We start from the raw sequence: 17,997 nt of genomic DNA, 5'->3' as shown, positions 1-17,997 counted from the left end.
ACATGCAGCCAACTCAACACACCACGCTGCTGATTATCGGCGGCGGCCCCGGCGGTTACGTCGCTGCCATCCGCGCTGGCCAACTGGGCATTCCAACGGTCCTTATCGAAGGCCAGTCGTTGGGCGGAACGTGCCTGAATGTCGGCTGCATTCCGTCCAAAGCCTTGATTCACGTGGCCGAGCAGTTCCATACCTCGCAACGCTACAGTACGGGCAGTTCGCCGTTGGGTATCAAGACCACAGCCCCGACCCTCGACATCGATCAAAGCGTGCAATGGAAGAACGGCATCGTTGATCGCCTGACCACAGGCGTCGGCGCGTTGCTGAAAAAAAATGGCGTCAAGGTCATCCACGGCTGGGCGCGTATTCTGGATGGCAAGGCCGTTGAGGTGGACGGCCAGCGCCTGGAGTGCGAACACTTGCTGCTGGCCACCGGGTCGCAGACGGTTGATCTGCCGATACTGCCGATTGGCGGTGCCATTATTTCGTCCACCGAGGCCCTGAACCCGGCCAGTATTCCGAAGCGCCTGACCATCGTGGGGGCCGGCTACATCGGCCTCGAATTGGGGATTGCCTACCGCAAGCTGGGCGCCGAGGTCACGGTGGTGGAGGCCCGCGAGCGCATCCTGCCTACCTATGACATGGAGCTGACCCAACCTGTCGCTGAATCCCTCAAAGCATTGGGGATCACGTTGTATCTGGAGCACAGCGTGGAAGGTTTCCAGGCCAGCACCCGCACGTTGTCCATGCGCAATCGCATGGGTGAAAGCCAGACGTTGGAGACCGATCAGGTACTGGTGGCCGTTGGGCGTCGCCCGCGCACCCAGGGCTTCAACCTGGAAACCCTGGCATTGGCCATGAACGGCCCGGCGATCCGTGTCGACAACCGTTGCCAGACCAGCATGCGCAACGTGTGGGCGATTGGCGACCTGACCGGCGAACCGATGCTGGCCCACCGCGCCATGGCGCAGGGGGAAATGGTGGCCGAGCTCATCGCTGGCAAGCAACGTGAATTCAGCCCAGCGGCGATTGCCGCGGTGTGTTTCACCGATCCGGAAATCGTCGTGGTCGGTAAAACCCCGGCCGAGGCTGAGGCGGCAGGGCTGGACTGCCTCAGCGCCAGCTTCCCGTTCGCGGCCAATGGACGGGCCATGACCCTGGAATCCAAAACCGGTTTCGTGCGCGTCGTGGCACGGCGTGACAACCACTTGATTGTCGGCTGGCAGGCCGTCGGCGCCGGGGTGTCGGAGCTGTCGACGGCCTTTGGCCAATCCCTGGAAATGGGCGCGTGCCTGGAAGACATTGCCGGCACCATTCATGCGCACCCGACCTTGGGCGAGGCGGTGCAAGAAGCGGCCCTGCGCGCCTTGGGGCATGCGCTGCACGTGTAACACTTTGGCTGCACGAGGCTGCGTCCGGCGTCAACGGCGCGGCCTCGTGTGGCGTCAAGAGCCTTTGAATAAGCTCCACAAAAACGCCAGCAACCCGCCCAGCGTAGCAATCCCCGCCAGCCAGCCAATGGCCGAAAGCCCTTGCCACACGGGGCCCGCCGCCGCGATCTGAGGGCCAAAGGCGATCAACAACGCACTGATCAACAGCGCCAGTGACAAACGCGTCGAAGCCAGGCGCAGCGACCGTTCCAGCTTTTCGACACCTGGCACATCGACTTTCAAGTCCAGCACCCCGTGCTTGAGGCGATGCACCATCAAGCGAGTCAGTTGCGGCAAGTCACCCAACACCCCCCGCCCTAACTCCAGCCCTTCTATTCCCAGGCGCCGGGCGACTTTCCAGCTGAGTTGCTCACGGAGCATCTTCTGCACCGCAGGCTTGGCCGTCGCCACCAGGTCCAGCTCCGGATCCAGCCGGGTCAGCACGCCATCCGCTGTGATCAACGCTTTGAACAACACCAGCAGGTCCGGGGGCAACAGCAAGCGGTATTCGCGCATCACATCCAGAAAATCGGTAATCAGCGCGCTCATCTTCAAAGGTGGCCGGGTGTGCCGTGCCATGTATTGGCGCGCCGCGCGTTCGATCAGCGTCACGTCCTCCACCCGCTCGCCATTCCAGTCGATCAAGACCGAGATCAGGGTTTCGGTGCTGCCCTGGGTCAGGGCACGCATAAAGGTCATGACCTCCAGCCGCCGCCGCTCATCCAGGCGCCCGACCATGCCGAAGTCGATAAACCCGACACGATTGTCGCTCATGGCCCGCAGGTTGCCGGGGTGCGGGTCACCATGGAACAGACCATCCTCCAGCAACATTTTGATGAACGCTTTGGCCCCGCGTTGGGCCAACAAACCGGGGTCCAGGCCTTGGGCAATCAACGCCTCGCGCTCCAGCGGCGTAAAGCTGGGGAGAAATTCCTGCACCAGCAGGCGCTGACTGCTATAGGCCCAATGAATACGCGGGATCACGATGGCAGGATCGTGTTCAAAATGCTGGGCGACGCTGTCGCAATGCTGACCCTCCTGCGTGAAATCGAGTTCCTCAAGCATCGCCCGCGCCAGTTGGCGCACCATTTGGCGTGGCTGATACACCGCCAGTGCCTCATTTTGTTCAATTAACTGAGCGACGCTTTCCAGCAGTTGCAGGTCCGCCGTTATTTTGCACCTCAACCCGGGACGCTGAACCTTGACCACCACCTCCTCGCCATTGTGCAAGCGCGCGCGGTACACCTGCGCCATTGAGGCCGCCGCCAGCGGATGAGTGTCGAACGCCGCAAACACCTCCTCCAGCGCGCCGCCCAAATCCTCAAGCACCTGCGCTTGCAGTGCCTCCCATGGCAAGGTCGCGACCTGACTGTGCAGCGCTTGCAGCTCCGTAACCCACGCCGGGGGCAGGATGTCGCTGCGGCTGGCCAGAATCTGCCCGCACTTGATAAAGGTCGGGCCCAAGGTCTCCAACGCCATGCGCACCCGCTGCGCGGTGCTAGCAGGCAGCGACTCGCCCGGTTCTGCGCTGACCTGGGTGAGCAAACGCCCGAGCCCCAGTCGCACCACCACGTCCTGCGCGCCAAAACGCACCAGCGTGGCAATGATCTGATGAAGGCGGCGGTGGTGTTTGAGGGCGGTCCAGGTGGGTTCAAGCATGGGCACGGGTCCTTGTTTCAGGGGGACTGACAGCCGGGGCGGCATTCTTTCGGACCGTCGGCGGGCCTAAACATTCGACTGATTAAAGCCCGCGACGGATTCAATGCAACGCTTATGCACGCAAACGCTGGGCGTGATGGCACAAGACCAGTAGAATCGCGCTCTTTTTTCCAAGGGCGCTCGCCATGACCTCTCCCAAAACGCCGCTTGAAGCCGAGTCCCAGAACAGCGATCTGGTCTTTGGCCTTGAGGACCGCCCCAAGCCGTGGATCGGCTTTCTGGCGGCCCTGCAACACTTGCTTGCCATCATCGTTCCGATCGTCACCCCCGGCCTGCTGATCTGTCAGGCACTGGGTGTGTCCAGCCGTGACACCAACTTGATCGTCTCCATGTCACTGGTGATCTCGGGGATCGCCACGTTTGTGCAGTGCAAACGCTTCGGCCCGTTCGGCGCCGGTTTGCTGATTGTGCAAGGCACCAGTTTCAACTTCGTCGGCCCGCTGATTGCGGGCGGCGCGTTGATGGTCAAACAAGGCACGCCCGTGGAAAGCGTAATGGCTGCAATTTTTGGCGTGGTGATTGCCGGTTCCTTCGTTGAAATGGGCATTTCGCGGGTCCTGCCCTTCGTCAAACGGATGATCACCCCGCTGGTGACTGGCATCGTGGTGCTGATGATCGGCCTGACGTTGATCAAGGTCGGCCTGATCAGCATGGGCGGCGGCTTTACCGCGATGGGCAATGGCACTTTTGCCAATGGCGAAAACCTCATGCTCTCGGGCGTGGTGCTGGCGATCATCGTGATCCTCAACCGCATCCCGCTGGTGTGGATGCGCAGTTGCGCGATTGTCATCGCACTGGCCGTGGGCTATGCGCTGGCAGGCTATCTGGGGCGTCTGGACTTTACCGGCATGCATCAGGCCGAGCTGTTTCAAGTGCCGGTGCCGTTGCATTTTGGCCTTGGGTTCTCGTGGGCGCTGTTCATTCCGATGCTGGTGATTTACCTCGTCACCTCGCTGGAAGCGATTGGCGATGTGACGGCCACCAGCAAAGTGTCGCGCCAGCCGGTTGAAGGCCCGCTGTGGATGCAGCGCATCAAGGGCGGCGTACTGGTCAACGGGGCCAACTCGCTGCTGGCCGGTATTTTCAATACGTTCCCCAGCTCGATCTTTGCCCAGAACAACGGCGTGATTCAGCTGACCGGCATTGCCAGCCGTCACATCGGTGTGTGGATCGCCGCCATGCTGATTCTGCTCGGCCTGTTCCCGAGCGTTGCCGGGGCAATTCAAGCAGTCCCCGAGCCTGTGCTGGGCGGTGCCGCCATGGTGATGTTTGGTGCAGTGGCCGCGTCGGGGATCAATATTTTGGCCAGTACCACGCTGGACCGGCGAGCCCTGCTGATCATCTCCGTGTCGCTGGCGCTGGGCCTGGGTGTATCGCAAGTGCCCGAGTTCCTGGCGCACATGCCAGCCGCCTTGCGCGACGTGCTGGAATCCGGTGTGGCGACGGGCGGTATTTGCGCCCTGCTGCTCAACTGGTTCCTGCCAGAGGCCGAGAAAAAACACCGCGTGTAAACACGGGCGACGGGCAGGATCGCTCACCGCGATCCTGCCCCTTCCTGGAACACCCTCGGCACGATGGCTACAGGCCATGTTTCAACCCTTTTCCTCTTTCCCCACTTCCATTACTCTTTTTACATCCCACCGGTGCCTGGAACAGGCGACAAAATGAGTACATACGGAAAACGATTGCTACAGGAGCGCCTGCGCCTTCACCTCACGCAAAAGCAATTGGCCGCGGCCGGGGGCGTCGGTCGTCACGCGCAAAGCCTGTATGAACGCGACATGAGCCTGCCGCGCGCGCCTTATCTGGCGGCTATCACCCTGGTCGGCGTCGACGTGTTGTACATCCTGACTGGCCGTCACGCAGCGCCTCACAGCCCCCCACCGGGCAACAGACTGCTCAGCGAACGTTGAGTGTTGTCAGGCTGCATGCACCCAGCGTCGATGCACGCCGCGAGCAATTGCATCGAGCGCAAACCCCAATACGCCAATCAGCAACACCATGGCCATCAGTTCCGAATAGGCCAGCCGATCACGCGTGTCGAGGATGAAATACCCCAACCCCGCACTCACCCCGAGCATTTCGCAGGGCACCAGTACGATCCACAAAATGCCGATTGAAAGCCGCACGCCGGTCAGCACATGCCCCACTACGCCGGGCAGGATCACCCGACGCAAGGTTTCCCGGCGTGTAGCGCTCAAGCTGCGGCTCAGTTGCAGCCAACGCGGGTCCAGTTGGCGCACCCCGGCGATGGTGTTGAGCAAGATCGGCCATACCGCTGCAAAGGTCAGCAAGAAGTAAATGGGCTGATCGCCTACGCCCATCAGCATCACCACCACCGGCATCCACGACAGGGGCGAAATCATGCGCAAGAACTGAAAAGCTGGCGTAGTGGCAGCTTCCAGATTGCGCGAACCGCCAATCAGCAGCCCCAATGGCACACCGATCAATAACGCCATCACCAGACTGACGACGATACGCTTGAGGCTCACGCCAACGTTTTCATAGAGCTGAGCGCTGCCCAGTAACTCATACAGGCTGGCACATGTTGCCTGCGGCGAAAACCGGGCGGCCAAGCCTTGCTCGCTGCCCAACAGTTCGATGCCCAGCCACCAAACCAGCAACAGGCTTAACAGTCCTGCGCTACCCAGGAGCCACTGGCGTTTCGCAGAAGGCGCTGTCTTGTTCAAAAGCCAAACTCCTCGCTGCGCTCAAAGCTGTCGGGCAAACCGAACGCCTTGAGCCCCCCCACGGCGGCGATGCTGTTTTTGACGAAGCGGTCGTCTACCAGATCGGTGGCCACGTGCTGGGGGTCAAGGCCCGCCAGAAATTGATTGTCGCCCTGAATCAGCGTGTGTTTAAGACGCGTGACCAGCGCTTCGGTGTAGCTGGCAAACGGATAAGGCTGGAAATCAATGCGCTGCTCATCCCACTCGCTGTGGTGGATCGCACCCTCGGCCTCATAGCGCGCACGATCACTGGCTGCGGGGGCCAGTACTTTTTGCAGCACAGCGCTGCTGTGCGGCGTATAGCGGTTATCACCGTCCTTGGCCAGCAATTGAGCTGCCGCCTGCCGGTTATCGCGGGTCCAGAGTTGCGCCTTGACGATGGCGTTAACCACTTTTTGCGACCAGTCGGGGCGGTTGTTCAGGTCGTGCTCATGCATAAACACCACGCAGCACGCGTGATTGCGCCACAGGTCGCCGGTAAAGCGCTGCACGCGGCCGACGTTCAAGTCTTCAGCCAATGCGTTGAACGGCTCGGCCACGATGTAACCGGCAATACGTTTTGTGGCCAGGGCGGGTGGCATATCGGAAGGTGGCATCACCACCAGGTTCACTTCATTGGCGGCCAGTGCGCTGCCCACCGGACGCGTCACAGGTTGCAGGCCGTTGTCGCGAAACAGTTGTTGCACCACAACGTTGTGAATCGAGTACCAGAACGGAATCGCAATGGATTGCCCGCCCAGTTGACTGACCGCCGTGATGTTGGGAGCCACGGTCAGCCCGGAACCGCCGACATGGTTCCAGGCCACGACTTTGGCGGGCACTTTGCTGCCGTAGCGCGCCCACACTGTCATCGGCGAGAGCAAGTGAATCACATTGACCTGCCCGGAGATAAACGCTTCGATCACCTGCGCCCAACTGCGCAGCAACACCGGACGCTCGGCCTTGATGCCTTCGGCCTCGAACAAGCCGTTGTTGTGCGCGACTAACAGAGGGGTGGCATCGGTGATCGGCAGGTAACCGATGCGCACCGGCGCATCGGGTTCAGCCGCCGCACGCGCCTGTAAGCTGCTGAGCATCGGCAAGGCGCCTGCCGCGGTAAGCATCGCGCTGAGTTTTAAAATGTCACGCCGTGTGTGAGTGAAGTCGTCCAGGCACATGTGCTAGCTCCAGCGAGTCGGGTAAAGGTTCAGTGGCAGAGGTGCGGCTCGCCCGCCGAAGGGTTTTGAGAATATCGATACGCAATGCACCCAGCTCATCGATGCGGTCTTCACGCGGCTGCGCGAGGTCGATGCGCCACTCGCCGACGGTCCGCGCCGGGCTGTGGCCCAGTAGCAGAATCCGGTCGCTGAGCAGCAGGGCTTCGTCAATATCGTGAGTAATCAACAGCGCCGCCGTGTTATGCCGCGCAATCACACGGAGCAACAACTGCTGCATGTCGGCGCGGGTGACTTCATCCAGCGCGCCAAACGGCTCGTCGAGCAGCAACACTTGAGGCTGACGCGCCAGGCAACGGGCCAGCGCCACACGCTGCGCCATACCGCCCGACAACTGGGCCGGGTACTGGCCCAACGCGTGCTGCAAGCCCACCTCAGCAATGGCCTGCTCGACCCGCGCCTTGCGCGTCGCGGCGGGCACGTTAGGCTGGCGCTCGAAATCCAGACCAAAAGCGACGTTGCTTTCAAGGTTCAGCCAGGGCAACAGGCTTGGGTCCTGAAATGCCACCGCAACTCGAGGGTGGGGCGCAGTGACCGCCTCGCCCAGCAGCTTGACCGTGCCTGAATACGGGGATTGCAACCCCGCCAACACCCGCAACAGGCTGGATTTCCCCACCCCGCTGGGCCCCAGCACCGACACAATCTCCCCCGGCGCCAGTTGCAGGTCGAAACCCTCCAATACCGATTGCCACCCCTGCCCCAGGGCATACCCGAGGGTGATATCACGCGCCTCCAGCACGACCGGGTTCATCACGCGCTGACCTTGGCCTGACGCAGCAACTCGGCCCGCAGTTGCACCAGACTCGGGGTGACGATCGGCACAAACGCCGACTCGCGCCAGCGTCGGGCAAACGCGCTGCCATGGGCGCAGAGGTACGCTTTGCCGCCACTGGCTTGCAGCTCGAACTGGACCGCGCTGGCCGTGGCGTGGGCCAAGGCAATGCGGATGTTGAACAATGCTGCAGGGTTTGCCAGGAAGCGACCTTCCAGCAGGCCGCTTTTCAAGGCATCCACCTGCGCTTCCAAGTGCGTTTTTTGTTCATTCAACAGCTCAAGCAACCCGGAGCGCGGGCCTTGCAAGTGTGCTTCGGCCTCCTGCAACGAGCGCCGTGCCAAGCCGATCGACAGCCCGCATTGCAGGCCTAAAAACGCCGGGCGCACGGCAGGCAGAAAGACGCTGGCGTTGTCGTGCAACAGCCACTCTTGTGCGACCTGCACCGCCTGGAAATCCAGCGCGGCCGTGTTACTTGACTGCAACCCCATCAGCTCAAGGTCATCGGAACGCTTCACGCCCGGCAGACCATCCGGGATTGCCAGCACAAAAGGCGCGCCGCCCTCTTCACGCTCAACGGCCGCAGCGACCACAAACCCGCTTTTGCGCAAATTGGTGACCCAGTGCAAGCGACCGTCCAGCGCCCAGCCGTTGGTCTCGGCACGGGCGCGCACTTGGAGGGATTCGATCCCGGACAAAAATTTCATCGCGTTGGACAGCCCGGTTGCGCCCGCCAATTGGCCACTCAGCAAATCAGGCAGCAACCGGTCGCGCAGCCCGGTGTTCGGGCTGTGCAACAGGTATTCGATAAATGCGCGCTGGCCCCAAAACACAAACGCCGAGGCCAACGAATGGCTGGCAACACTGGCCATCACTTCCAGTGCGTCCGCCAGATTGCCGCCGGTGCCACCCAGCTGCGGGCTGATGCCGACCCGTAGCACATTGGCCGATGCCAGTTGCGACAGGACGTGTTGCGGGTCACTGTGGCCGAGATCAAGCGCCTCGGCTTCGGCATCCAGCCAATGACTCAGTACAGGGTCTAGCATGTCGATTTCTCCTTTAAATCGGGACCGCCGGATTACTCGGGACGTGTCCAGCTATAGCGCGCCAGTTCAGGGTTCAACGGGGTGCGGGCGAACACGTTGGCAAAATTGCACAGGGTCGCCAAACTTACGCCGAGAATGACTTCCAGCGCCTGGCCTTCAGTAAAACCGGCGGCCTTGAATTCGTTGTAAGTGGCGTCGCTGACGTCCCCGCGTTTGGCAATTACTTCGCGGGTGAAAGCGGCCAATGCTTCGAGGCGTTCTACAGGCAGTTCGGTTTGCCCACGCAGTGCACTGACGACGTCGTCGGGCAGTTTGGCCTTGTTCTGCGCTACGGCGGTATGACCTGCGACACAGAAGTCGCAACCATGGCGCGTTGCCGCGATCAATTGCACCACTTCCCTTTCTGGCAGGGTGAGCTCGGCCTTGCCATTGATGCCCGAAACCGTGACATAAGTCTCCAGCGCAGCCGGCGCATTGGCTAGAATCCCCAACAGGTTTGGAATGAACCCGGCATTTTTCTGCGCGGCGTCTAGAAAGGGCTTAGCCGCTTCGGGGGCAGAATCGAGGGTATGAAGCGTGACGCGAGACATGAAGTGACTCCTGCAAAAGGTGTCTGAACAGTCTGTTGGTTATAAAAATTTGATTCCATATTCTAAAGTAGCGATTACTTGCTTCTGAGTGTTTCCATTAGATGAATTCGTCCAGTCCACTGATCGATTGGTTATTAGAAAGCCTTGAGCTAGACGCCAGCCTGTTCCATGTCGGGCGCTATTGCGGTGGCTGGCACAGCAGCACCCAAGGACTGGCCCGCGCCAGTTTTCACGTGGTCGTGCAAGGGCATTGCTGGCTACACGTGGAGGGGCAGGCTCACGGTGTGCAACTGGATGCCGGGGACGCGCTGTTTTTGCTGCAAGACGTCAACTACCGGCTTTCCAGCGCGAGTGACGCTGAGGTGGCCGCACAGTTGCCGCGTCAGACCATGCAAACACTCGATCCACGCGCAGAAGAAGGCGTCGGCTTGGTGTGTGGATTTTTTCACTTTCAGCCGGGCCTTTCTGACCTGATCCTCGAAGCCCTGCCCGCCTGGCTGATCCTGCGTGCCAACGACCCGTCCTCCAGCGCCGCGCGCAGCGTGTTCCAGTTGATCCTGGACGAGTGCGAGCGTGTTCCGGCCCCTTCTGCCACCTTGCTGGAGCGCTTGAGTCATTTGTTGTTTCTGTACGTGCTGCGTCAGCAAGTCAACCACAACCCCGACCTCGGGGGGCTGGTGGCACTGGCGCGCCAACCGGCATTCTCCAACCTGTTGCAACAATTGATCGAACACCCGGAGCAGCCGTGGACCCTTGAAAGCATGGCCGCTTGTACGGGTCTGTCGCGTTCGGCATTTTTCAAGCGCTTCAGCGAACATGCCGGGCAATCGCCCGGGCACGTGTTGCTGGCCTTGCGCATGCGCCATGCTTGCCAGTTGCTGCAGAAGGACAATACCGTCGAACAAGCCTGCGCGGCAGTTGGTTATCAATCCATTGCAGCGTTCACCCGTGCGTTCACCAAGGCCATTGGCGTGCAACCGGGCGCCTATCGCAAACAACATGAACGCCGTTAATCCCTATTCGTTTACCCCCAGGAGACACCCGTGACCGAACCCGGCCCTATCCATCAACAAGCCCTGGATCGTTTTCTTGCAGCACACCCCGAGCTTAAGGAGCAACTCGATCGGCTCAACCCGCTTGAGGCCCGCGCCATTGGGCAGTCGCAGCAAGAATACCGTCAGGAGCGCCTGAACGAAGCGTTTGAAGCCGAGGCTGAGCGGCTGGGATTTTTTGCCTGGGAATTGACCCTGAAGCTGACCTCTGACAGCGATCAGGCCTTCGACGCTCAACGGCTGGAAGTGCACCGTGAAGTGGCGCAGATGGCAGGCATGGCGTGGGCCGATTATTGTGAGCTGTATGGCATCGTTGCCAACCCGGACTGATTGGCCTCAGCCTGCGGGTACCAGATGTTTGAACAGACTTTGTCCAGCAGCGCCTGGTTGTGGCTAAACACAATCAACCCCAATTCACGGCGCTCGACTTCTTCAAGCAACACCTGCCACACCTGCGCCTGAACATGCGCATCCAACTGAGCGGTCACTTCATCGGCGATGAGAAAACGCGTGCGCGGGTCCAGCGCCCTGAGCAACGCAATACGCGCCAGTTCGCCACCGGATAATTCGTCAGGACGTCGACTCAGCCAGGCCGGACTGATCGCCAGCTTCTCTAGCCATGCGGCCGTTGGAGACCACGCATCGCGTACGCTATCGCCCGTGCTGCGATACGGATTGAAGGTCAGCTCGGGGTGTTGGGGCACCAACTGGATCGGGCAATAACCCTTTTTCGCCAGCGGTTTCGCGTCCACGGTAATGCGCCCCGACGTCGCGCCTTGCCATTGCGCCAGCACCCGGCCCAAGGTGGTTTTGCCATAGCCGCTGGGGGCCGAAATACCTTGGCGTTGCCCGGCGCTGACTTGAAACGATACCGAGTCCCACAACCGCTGGCCGTTTTGCACGATGGTCAGTTGCTGAACATCAAGCATGGGGCGAGCACTCCGGCTGCGGCACTTGCCGGTGAATGAATTGCTGCTCGGGCAGTGCCGCCCACAGCGACTGCAACCAGGGGCTGCCACGGTTGTCGCGCAGCGCCTGCGCACTCACGGTTTCGTGCAGCTCACCGTGGTGCAACACCGCAATGGTGTCGGCAAACCGTGCGGCCAGCGCCAGATCATGGGTCACCCATAAAACTCCACGTCCTTGCAGGCAAAGGCTTTTAAAGTGATCCAACAGTTGGCAGGCGTGTTCATCATCAAGCCACGAGGTGATTTCATCGGCAAGAATGTAACGGGCATGGGACAACGCAGCACCACTGGCCAGCACCCGCTTGGCCATTCCGCCGGACAACCTGCGCGGATACGCGTCCACCAGTTCAGGTTGCAAGTTGTAATGCTGCAGCTGTCGGGCGACATCCTCAAGGCCCAGGGCGCTGCCACTTAATTGCCCAGCCCTTTGTAACTGCGGCCCTACTTTGATCAAGGGATTGAGGGCACTTACGCCTTGAGGGACATAGCACAGGTCTTTGCCCCGCTGATCGATTTTGTCTGCGTCACTCAGGCATTGCCCGTCCAGCCAGATCTCACCCCTGCAACGCATGTTGTCGGGCAGCAAGCCCAGTGTGCTTTGCAGCAGCAGGCTTTTGCCTTCACCACTTGAACCCACCAGCGCCACCAATTCACCGGGGTGAACCTCAAGGGAAATATTGTTAAGCAGCGGATGCCAGGATGGACGGCCAAACCAATGGTAGTGGGCAATATCGATGGCGAACCGGTTGAATGTCAGCATCAGGTGACCCTTATCCATAACTGCTGCAAAGCCCGCGCAAACTGGTCGAACACCAGCACCAGACTCACCAGAATCAAACCCGGAAAAAACGCCAACCACCACGCGCCACTGCTCAGGTAACGCAGGGCGTCGGCCAGTAATAAACCCAACGACGGGTCATGGGGCGCCAGCCCAAAACCCAGAAAACTCAGGGCCGCCGAGTGCAAAACCGCATGGGGAAACATCAGCAAGGTGCCTACGATCCATTGCGGCAGCAATAACGGTAGCAAATGGTGGCGCCAGCGATAAAAACTGCTGTTGCCCAGCCTGTGCGACAACATGACGAAGTCACTCTCGCGGATTCGCAACAGCTCCCCGCGCAGAATGAGCGCCAGACGTGGCCAGTGGGTAAGTGCCACTGCCAGGATCACGCCTTGTTTGCCGCCACCGAGCGTGAAGCAGATCAATACCAGCAACAACAAATGAGGCAAGGACAGGACGCTGTCGATCAGCCCACGAATCAGGAAATCCAGGGTTTTATTCACTGCACACAGGCTCGCGGCAAGCATGGCCAGCAAGCCGCTGCTGAACGCAGCAATGAGGCCGATGTGCAGGCTGGTGGTCATGCCCTGAAAGCAACGCAACCACAGATCACGGCCAAGCCTGTCGGTCCCGAACCAGAACTGCATCGAGGGCGCTTGGCGTCGCGCCAGCAAGTCCATGGAGACATCCTCGCCCGACACCGAAATACCGTAGGCAATCAGCAGGATCAGCAGTAACAGCGAGGCACTGAGGCGTAACAGGGCGCGTTGAGGGTTAAAAGTCATGACTGGCGCGCCGCCCCGCGATTGAGGCGCAGCAATAGCGCGTTGGCAATGCTGTTGCCGGTAAAGACCAGCACCGCGCAAAACATCACGATGCCCATCAGCAGCGGGATATCACCGCGCAAACCCGCATCAATCGTGGCCTGACCCAAGCCCGGATACGCAAAGACTTTTTCGGCCAGCAACGATCCGCCAATCAATTCGCCCACCGACGCAAATTGCAGGCACACGGCAGGCGTCAACGCGTGACGCAGCACATGGAACGTGACCAGAGGCCAACCTTTGTCCCCTTGAGCATGGGCATAACGAATGAACTCACTGCCCATGACTTCAGCCACTCGCGAGCGAGTGTGCAGCGCAATGTTGCCAACCCCCAATAATCCCAGCGCCAGCATGGGCAGGATCAGGTGATGCAGCTTGTCGCGCCAGGTCGCAGTTTCGGCGTCGCTGCCGGGCGTCCATGCACAACAAATCGGCGCCCAGTTGAGGGTCACGGCAAACAGCGACAGCAGTAACAAACCGATCCAAAACGTCGGCAAAGATGACAAGACGTAGGACACGGTCGAGAGCAGCCGATCTGGCCAGCGATTCAAATAACGGCCAGCCGTGAGGCCCATCGCCAACCCGACGATTCCCGAGAACAGCCACGCCGAAAACAGCAGCGCGAACGAGGTCGAAAAGCGTTCGCCAATCACCTGTGAGACCGGAGCGTTGTACAGCATGGAATAGCCGAAATCGCCGTGCAGCATTTGCGTGAACCAATGCCAGAAACGCTCCCACAACGGCAGGTCCAAGCCCCATCTCGCTGCAATCAACGGGTATTGTTCGGGCGGGACATGCAACAAATCGTTACCGATATAAGCGCGTATGGGGTCAACCGGAGAAAAGCTGAGCAATGTGAACGTGCCTGCGGCCGTCACCAGCAACACCCCCAGTAAGCGCACCACGAAAAACACGACCTCCCGGATCACTGGCAAGTCCATTTCCAGCCATCAAGGCTATTGAGCAATGACCATGAACCGTGAATTTCGGGCGCGCCCTTACCCAAGTCGATGCATTCATCGGTCAGGTACGTATGTTGCACGTTAAGCAACCACGCCCACGCGGCATCCCCTTTGACCCCGACGCCGGTCTTGCCGTCCCACTCCACCTGCTGCCAGAACGGTACAGCCTGTTGCCAGTTCGGCGCATCCAAAGCTTGCTGCAAGTGTTGATCCACCACCGGATTGCGGTAATAGCCGGGATTGTAATACTCCACGCCCGCCGCCTTGCTGCTGTAGTGGTGGTAAAGCTCCATCGGGTCAAGGCTGCCCCAGCCGAAGAGTGTCGGATTGGCGTGCATATTGCGTTCGACGGTTTCCCAACTGCCGGACTGCAAGTCCACATCAATGCCGACCGGCTTGAGCATGGCGCGTACGGCCTGAGCCAGGTCACGCCGCGTGGCATCACCGCTGGCGTACCAGAGGGTCACTTTGGCGGGCAGACCGTTTTTTTCGCGCACACCACTGGGGGTTTCTACCCACCCGGCGTCTTCGAGGATCTGCCGGGCTTTGGCGCTGTCGCCATCTTTGAAGGCAGCCTCCGGGTGATTCCATGGCAGCCCTTCAACCCCTGTAAAGGCCGGGGTCGCATGCCCCTCCAGCACCTGATCGGCCAGCAACTGGCGGTTGATCGCGTAGTTGATCGCTTTACGAATGGCCACATCGGCAGTTACATCGTTGCCGATGGGGTAGCCTTGCGCGTCTTTTTTACCAGAAGGCACCGTTGGCAAAACAATGCCGCGGTTTTCGACACTGGGGCGTATCCAGAGCTTCATGCCTTGTGCAGGTGTGACCGCCAGTGCGGGGGCAATCCGCACAATGCCCAGTTGTTTGCTTTGTGCTGCTGCAAAGGCGCTGTCTTCATCGAGAAACACAAACACCAGCCTTGCGAAATCATTCTTGTGCCCAGCGTAATAAGGGTTAGCTTCAACAATCAGTTGCTGACCCGGTTGATAGCTGACCAAACGATAAGGCCCGGCACCAATCGGTTTTTGTGCATAGGTTTTAGCGTCGTACTGGTCTGCAGACACGATGCCCAAGGAACCCAGCACATTGATGAAGGTGCTTTGCGGGGCCTTGAGAGTCATCCGCACCGTCAATGGATCAACCGCTTCTGCCTTCAGAAAGTTGCCCATATCGACTTTGCCGCCGCTGGCAGCCGCATTGTTGTACGTGTAGGCAACGTCTTTGGCCTCCAGCGCTGAGCCGTCGGAAAAATTCAATCCCGGTTTGAGCGTCAGGGTCCAGGTTTTACCGTCCTCGTCAGTTTGATAACCGCTGAGCAGGAAGCTGCTCCAGGACAGGTCTTCATTCTGTTTCAGCAAGGGGCTATGCAATAGCAAATAACTGCCATGACTCCACCCCAGCATGGGATCAAACCCTTCAGTGGGCTCATCACCGATGGCCAGTTTCAACGTCCGTTCAGTCGCTGAGTACACAGGCGTAGCCAGTACACCCAGCATGGCAACGGTGATCCATGTTGCGCGCATCCATGCAGGTTTGGACATTCGTCCTCCAAAAATAAGTGGCCGCGGGGCTAACGCGACTAGTTAAGCAGCACTGCTTTAAATAGCCAGCCAGGCGCCTGATTGTGTGGGTATTTTTAAACATCCAGTCATCCATTCATGCCACGCAAAGAACAGAACCCGCCCCTGATTCAACGTTAAAAAACGCCGTACGCAACCCTGTGCTATACCCATGAGTACGCATTTGCAGCAGTCAACGACTTCACTGACAGAGGTTCGCATGTTCAACGTACTCGCCAGTCACTTGAAAGATAAAAACGTCCATTCATTCAATGCCCTGCCATCAAACAACATTGAACTGTTCGATTGGTACACCGGAATGGTTCTTGGCAAGTTGTACCGCAGCTTTCCTTTGCCCGTGAGTATCAGCGCAGAAGACTTCATCGACTACACAACGTTGCGCGCCGGCACCCGTGAGGCACTTGAGAAGGAAGAAAGCCTTTTCCTTGCCACCATCAAGTGGTTGGCCGACGTCGGTTACATCCACTTCGACGGTATGACCGGGGTGTCATTTTTCGAAGTCATCCTGACCAACCACGGCTTACTGATCTTGCGAGCAGCGCCGCTGTCGGCCGATGAAAGCTGCACCCTGGGCGAGAAGATGATGCAGAGCATCAAAGAAGAAAATACCGAACGCCTGCGCGGCCTGGTGACAGAGGCATTGAGCCTGGGCAGCCGCTTGATCAGTCCTATGACGCGCTCAGGGATTTGAACCACGTTCAGTGAACGGCCTGTGACTGATGTGGCAACAGGGGAGCATGGCCGGGTGTGGCATGCGCTCTTCAGTGAAACATATGCCCTGAACACGTGACTTCCTGCAATGATGGCCGTGCTGAGTGGTTTTTAGGCGGCACCTTCCCTCACAGCCGTAAGCCCTCAGGTATCGGTGAGTCAGGCCTGCGCCACCGTGTGGTGCAGGCTGTTCAGTCCGGCTATAGCCCTATGGATCAGCCTGATGCGGCACCCGACCGCTGTTGCATTTCGGTATGTCTTATCCGCTACGAATTGGATTAAGACGGGACTTTTGCATGCGGATTTTGAGACTCAATGACTATTCGCTGAAGCAGCTTACGAAGCTTCAAAAAACATTACCTCAGTAACACTTTTAAATTCCCTTCTATCTTATTGATATCTCCTACAACATCTATCCAGAAGTCAGAAGGAAACGTCCCGCAAAGCCGAGTAACCTTGGCGAACTGTAATTTCTGACAGGTTACAAGGTTCAAATGAGCGCGTTATAAATCCCTCACATCGACACTCTCCACTCCTGCCAAATACAGCCCGGCAGCGCGGGGATGACGATTCCGCATCCAGGTACGAGGGAGAGAACCACATGATCCGTCAACGTCCGCTCGATTCAGAGCAACGCATTCTGCCTGTTCATTCTTACGACAATAAAAAGGCTGCGGAGGATGTCAGATTAACCCCAAGGGAAAAGGAGGTTTTACTGTGGTGTTTGCTTGGAAAATCTTCATGGGATATATCCCGCATCGTAGGCTGCACAGAGGCGGGTGTGAATTTTCACTTTTCCAACCTGCGAAAAAAATTCGGGGTATCGTCGCGTCACAGTGCAGCTCTCAAGGCTGTGCAACTGGGGCTGGTCAGTTTTTTTTAATGACGTTGAGCCATTCTGGAGCCCGGCAATGTTGAGCATCATTGTGGCGGATGACCACCCAGTGGTTGTGCGAGGGGCAATGATGACGTTATCCGAACACCTAGACTCCACCTACACCATCACAGGCTATGCGTTCGGCACAGATGAGCTGATCGAGAAGCTTGGGCAGCATTCATGTCAACTTCTCATCACCGATTACTCTATGCCCCGTGGAGACCAACCGGACGGGCTGGCACTCATCAGCTACATCCGTCGGCATTTCGAATCGGTGAAGATTATCGTTATGACCATGCTCAATAATCCCTCTGCTTTGAAAGCGCTGTCGAAGCTGGGCGTCGCAGGCCTTTTTGACAAACACAATGATTTGTCCGAGTTAGTACAGGCCGTGCGCGTCGTAAGCAAAGGCAAACACTACATCAGCCCTTCCTTTGCAAAAGCACTCGATGAGCAATCCAAGGTTTTTAAAAACCTGCCAAACGGCTCTTTGTTGGCACCCCCCGGTGTCAGGCTAGTTGTCGCCTGAGCTGATTTATCAAAACGATAGATCGGGGGCGTCAAAGAGAGCTGTAATGTCGAGCTATTCACCTGAGCGTAAAGCTGCCCTGCTGAACAAGTTACTCCCGCCACTCAACCACTCCGTAGCTGAGCTCGCTCGCCAAGAAGGTGTCCCCGAAGCGACGCTGTATGCTTGGCGCACCAAGCTCAAAGCAGGAGGCGCGGTAGTGCCTGGAGA

Annotated in this window: 20 protein-coding genes; 9 read left to right on the top strand and 11 right to left on the bottom strand. The window is 58.9% G+C overall.

Annotation, left to right across the window (positions count from 1 at the left end; genetic code table 11):
- Window positions 1-2 precede the first annotated feature (2 nt).
- Entirely contained in the window at window positions 3-1,391 is a 1,389-nt protein-coding gene (gene lpdA / locus HBN61_RS13130; RefSeq protein WP_169963425.1) for a dihydrolipoyl dehydrogenase, read from the top strand.
- A gap of 54 nt (window positions 1,392-1,445) precedes the next feature.
- On the opposite strand, the gene HBN61_RS13125 is transcribed toward lpdA, so the two are convergent.
- The gene (locus tag HBN61_RS13125; RefSeq protein ID WP_170046931.1) at window positions 1,446-3,089 is read right to left on the bottom strand and encodes an ABC1 kinase family protein; all 1,644 of its coding nucleotides are present in this window, start codon (window positions 3,087-3,089) and stop codon (window positions 1,446-1,448) included.
- A gap of 185 nt (window positions 3,090-3,274) precedes the next feature.
- Here HBN61_RS13125 and HBN61_RS13120 point away from each other — a divergent pair, with 185 nt between their 5' ends.
- Both HBN61_RS13120 and HBN61_RS13115 read left to right on the top strand, forming a co-directional pair.
- Window positions 3,275-4,660, top strand: a complete 1,386-nt coding sequence (locus HBN61_RS13120; protein WP_170046930.1) for a nucleobase:cation symporter-2 family protein — start codon at window positions 3,275-3,277, stop codon at window positions 4,658-4,660.
- Between the two features lie 153 nt (window positions 4,661-4,813).
- Entirely contained in the window at window positions 4,814-5,062 is a 249-nt protein-coding gene (locus tag HBN61_RS13115) for a helix-turn-helix domain-containing protein (RefSeq protein WP_170046929.1), read from the top strand.
- 6 nt (window positions 5,063-5,068) lie between these two features.
- On the opposite strand, the gene HBN61_RS13110 is transcribed toward HBN61_RS13115, so the two are convergent.
- Genes HBN61_RS13110 through HBN61_RS13090 form a run of 5 tightly spaced genes read right to left on the bottom strand, consistent with a single transcriptional unit; the run spans window position 5,069 to window position 9,500 of the window.
- A complete protein-coding gene (locus HBN61_RS13110) occupies window positions 5,069-5,839 on the bottom strand; it encodes an ABC transporter permease (RefSeq protein WP_094994463.1) in 771 nt (256 codons plus the stop codon).
- Window positions 5,836-7,035 carry an ABC transporter substrate-binding protein gene (locus tag HBN61_RS13105; RefSeq protein WP_170046928.1) on the bottom strand — a complete coding sequence of 400 codons (1,200 nt, stop codon included), beginning with the start codon at window positions 7,033-7,035 and terminating at the stop codon, window positions 5,836-5,838. The genes HBN61_RS13110 and HBN61_RS13105 overlap by 4 nt, the downstream gene beginning before the upstream one ends.
- Entirely contained in the window at window positions 7,001-7,843 is an 843-nt protein-coding gene (locus HBN61_RS13100; protein ID WP_170046927.1) for an ABC transporter ATP-binding protein, read from the bottom strand. The genes HBN61_RS13105 and HBN61_RS13100 overlap by 35 nt, the downstream gene beginning before the upstream one ends.
- Window positions 7,843-8,910, bottom strand: coding sequence for an acyl-CoA dehydrogenase family protein (locus HBN61_RS13095; protein ID WP_169963436.1), 1,068 nt, complete (start codon window positions 8,908-8,910; stop codon window positions 7,843-7,845). The genes HBN61_RS13100 and HBN61_RS13095 overlap by 1 nt, the downstream gene beginning before the upstream one ends.
- Before the next feature lie 32 nt (window positions 8,911-8,942).
- Window positions 8,943-9,500, bottom strand: a complete 558-nt coding sequence (locus tag HBN61_RS13090) for a carboxymuconolactone decarboxylase family protein (RefSeq protein WP_094994467.1) — start codon at window positions 9,498-9,500, stop codon at window positions 8,943-8,945.
- Window positions 9,501-9,601: 101 nt separating this feature from the next.
- Between HBN61_RS13090 and HBN61_RS13085 the strand changes: the two genes are divergently transcribed.
- Together HBN61_RS13085 and HBN61_RS13080 are read left to right on the top strand one after the other, a co-directional pair.
- The gene (locus HBN61_RS13085; protein WP_170046926.1) at window positions 9,602-10,513 is read left to right on the top strand and encodes an AraC family transcriptional regulator; all 912 of its coding nucleotides are present in this window, start codon (window positions 9,602-9,604) and stop codon (window positions 10,511-10,513) included.
- Window positions 10,514-10,543: 30 nt separating this feature from the next.
- Window positions 10,544-10,882 (top strand): DUF6388 family protein, encoded by a 339-nt coding sequence (locus HBN61_RS13080; protein ID WP_094994469.1) that lies wholly within the window; start codon window positions 10,544-10,546, stop codon window positions 10,880-10,882.
- Here HBN61_RS13080 and HBN61_RS13075 read toward each other — a convergent pair.
- Genes HBN61_RS13075 through HBN61_RS13055 form a run of 5 tightly spaced genes read right to left on the bottom strand, consistent with a single transcriptional unit; the run spans window position 10,843 to window position 15,631 of the window.
- Entirely contained in the window at window positions 10,843-11,481 is a 639-nt protein-coding gene (locus HBN61_RS13075; protein WP_169963438.1) for an ATP-binding cassette domain-containing protein, read from the bottom strand. The two genes, HBN61_RS13080 and HBN61_RS13075, sit on opposite strands and share 40 nt — an antisense overlap.
- On the bottom strand, window positions 11,474-12,280 hold the full coding sequence (locus HBN61_RS13070) for an ATP-binding cassette domain-containing protein (RefSeq protein ID WP_169963440.1): 807 nt from the start codon (window positions 12,278-12,280) through the stop codon (window positions 11,474-11,476). The genes HBN61_RS13075 and HBN61_RS13070 overlap by 8 nt, the downstream gene beginning before the upstream one ends.
- The gene (locus tag HBN61_RS13065) at window positions 12,280-13,086 is read right to left on the bottom strand and encodes an ABC transporter permease (RefSeq protein WP_170046925.1); all 807 of its coding nucleotides are present in this window, start codon (window positions 13,084-13,086) and stop codon (window positions 12,280-12,282) included. Before HBN61_RS13065 ends, HBN61_RS13070 begins: the two co-directional genes overlap by 1 nt.
- A complete protein-coding gene (locus tag HBN61_RS13060; RefSeq protein ID WP_186347882.1) occupies window positions 13,083-14,066 on the bottom strand; it encodes an ABC transporter permease in 984 nt (327 codons plus the stop codon). The genes HBN61_RS13065 and HBN61_RS13060 overlap by 4 nt, the downstream gene beginning before the upstream one ends.
- On the bottom strand, window positions 14,051-15,631 hold the full coding sequence (locus tag HBN61_RS13055) for an ABC transporter substrate-binding protein (RefSeq protein ID WP_170046924.1): 1,581 nt from the start codon (window positions 15,629-15,631) through the stop codon (window positions 14,051-14,053). Before HBN61_RS13055 ends, HBN61_RS13060 begins: the two co-directional genes overlap by 16 nt.
- A gap of 238 nt (window positions 15,632-15,869) precedes the next feature.
- On the opposite strand from HBN61_RS13055, the gene HBN61_RS13050 reads away from it, so the two are divergent.
- The 4 genes from HBN61_RS13050 to HBN61_RS13035 form a co-directional block, all read left to right on the top strand.
- Window positions 15,870-16,361, top strand: coding sequence for a hypothetical protein (locus tag HBN61_RS13050; protein WP_094994475.1), 492 nt, complete (start codon window positions 15,870-15,872; stop codon window positions 16,359-16,361).
- A 621-nt stretch (window positions 16,362-16,982) separates the two neighbouring features.
- Window positions 16,983-17,264 carry a helix-turn-helix transcriptional regulator gene (locus tag HBN61_RS13045; protein ID WP_094994476.1) on the top strand — a complete coding sequence of 94 codons (282 nt, stop codon included), beginning with the start codon at window positions 16,983-16,985 and terminating at the stop codon, window positions 17,262-17,264.
- Between the two features lie 28 nt (window positions 17,265-17,292).
- Window positions 17,293-17,787 carry a response regulator gene (locus HBN61_RS13040; protein WP_170046923.1) on the top strand — a complete coding sequence of 165 codons (495 nt, stop codon included), beginning with the start codon at window positions 17,293-17,295 and terminating at the stop codon, window positions 17,785-17,787.
- Between the two features lie 46 nt (window positions 17,788-17,833).
- Window positions 17,834-17,997 (top strand): transposase (locus tag HBN61_RS13035; RefSeq protein ID WP_170046922.1); only part of this gene is annotated, 164 nt, incomplete at its 3' end.

Origin of the sequence: Pseudomonas sp. WS 5071, from assembly GCF_012985765.1 — a bacterium.
Lineage (GTDB): Bacteria > Pseudomonadota > Gammaproteobacteria > Pseudomonadales > Pseudomonadaceae > Aquipseudomonas > Aquipseudomonas lundensis_A.
The sequence above is the reverse complement of the archived record's forward strand: the minus strand, read 5'-3'. Positions and strand labels throughout refer to the sequence as shown.

Excerpts from the sequence above, each read along its gene's own strand:
- HBN61_RS13090 (WP_094994467.1), bottom strand. The coding sequence starts at position 9,500 with ATGTCTCGCGTCACGCTTCATACCCTCGATTCTGCCCCCGAAGCGGCT.
- HBN61_RS13070 (WP_169963440.1), bottom strand. The coding sequence starts at position 12,280 with ATGCTGACATTCAACCGGTTCGCCATCGATATTGCCCACTACCATTGG.
- HBN61_RS13125 (WP_170046931.1), bottom strand. The coding sequence starts at position 3,089 with ATGCTTGAACCCACCTGGACCGCCCTCAAACACCACCGCCGCCTTCAT.
- HBN61_RS13120 (WP_170046930.1), top strand. The coding sequence starts at position 3,275 with ATGACCTCTCCCAAAACGCCGCTTGAAGCCGAGTCCCAGAACAGCGAT.
- HBN61_RS13045 (WP_094994476.1), top strand. The coding sequence starts at position 16,983 with ATGATCCGTCAACGTCCGCTCGATTCAGAGCAACGCATTCTGCCTGTT.
- lpdA (WP_169963425.1), top strand. The coding sequence starts at position 3 with ATGCAGCCAACTCAACACACCACGCTGCTGATTATCGGCGGCGGCCCC.
- HBN61_RS13105 (WP_170046928.1), bottom strand. The coding sequence starts at position 7,035 with ATGTGCCTGGACGACTTCACTCACACACGGCGTGACATTTTAAAACTC.
- HBN61_RS13060 (WP_186347882.1), bottom strand. The coding sequence starts at position 14,066 with ATGGACTTGCCAGTGATCCGGGAGGTCGTGTTTTTCGTGGTGCGCTTA.
- HBN61_RS13095 (WP_169963436.1), bottom strand. The coding sequence starts at position 8,910 with ATGCTAGACCCTGTACTGAGTCATTGGCTGGATGCCGAAGCCGAGGCG.
- HBN61_RS13040 (WP_170046923.1), top strand. The coding sequence starts at position 17,293 with ATGTTGAGCATCATTGTGGCGGATGACCACCCAGTGGTTGTGCGAGGG.
- HBN61_RS13050 (WP_094994475.1), top strand. The coding sequence starts at position 15,870 with ATGTTCAACGTACTCGCCAGTCACTTGAAAGATAAAAACGTCCATTCA.
- HBN61_RS13075 (WP_169963438.1), bottom strand. The coding sequence starts at position 11,481 with ATGCTTGATGTTCAGCAACTGACCATCGTGCAAAACGGCCAGCGGTTG.
- HBN61_RS13055 (WP_170046924.1), bottom strand. The coding sequence starts at position 15,631 with ATGTCCAAACCTGCATGGATGCGCGCAACATGGATCACCGTTGCCATG.
- HBN61_RS13100 (WP_170046927.1), bottom strand. The coding sequence starts at position 7,843 with ATGAACCCGGTCGTGCTGGAGGCGCGTGATATCACCCTCGGGTATGCC.
- HBN61_RS13115 (WP_170046929.1), top strand. The coding sequence starts at position 4,814 with ATGAGTACATACGGAAAACGATTGCTACAGGAGCGCCTGCGCCTTCAC.
- HBN61_RS13085 (WP_170046926.1), top strand. The coding sequence starts at position 9,602 with ATGAATTCGTCCAGTCCACTGATCGATTGGTTATTAGAAAGCCTTGAG.
- HBN61_RS13065 (WP_170046925.1), bottom strand. The coding sequence starts at position 13,086 with ATGACTTTTAACCCTCAACGCGCCCTGTTACGCCTCAGTGCCTCGCTG.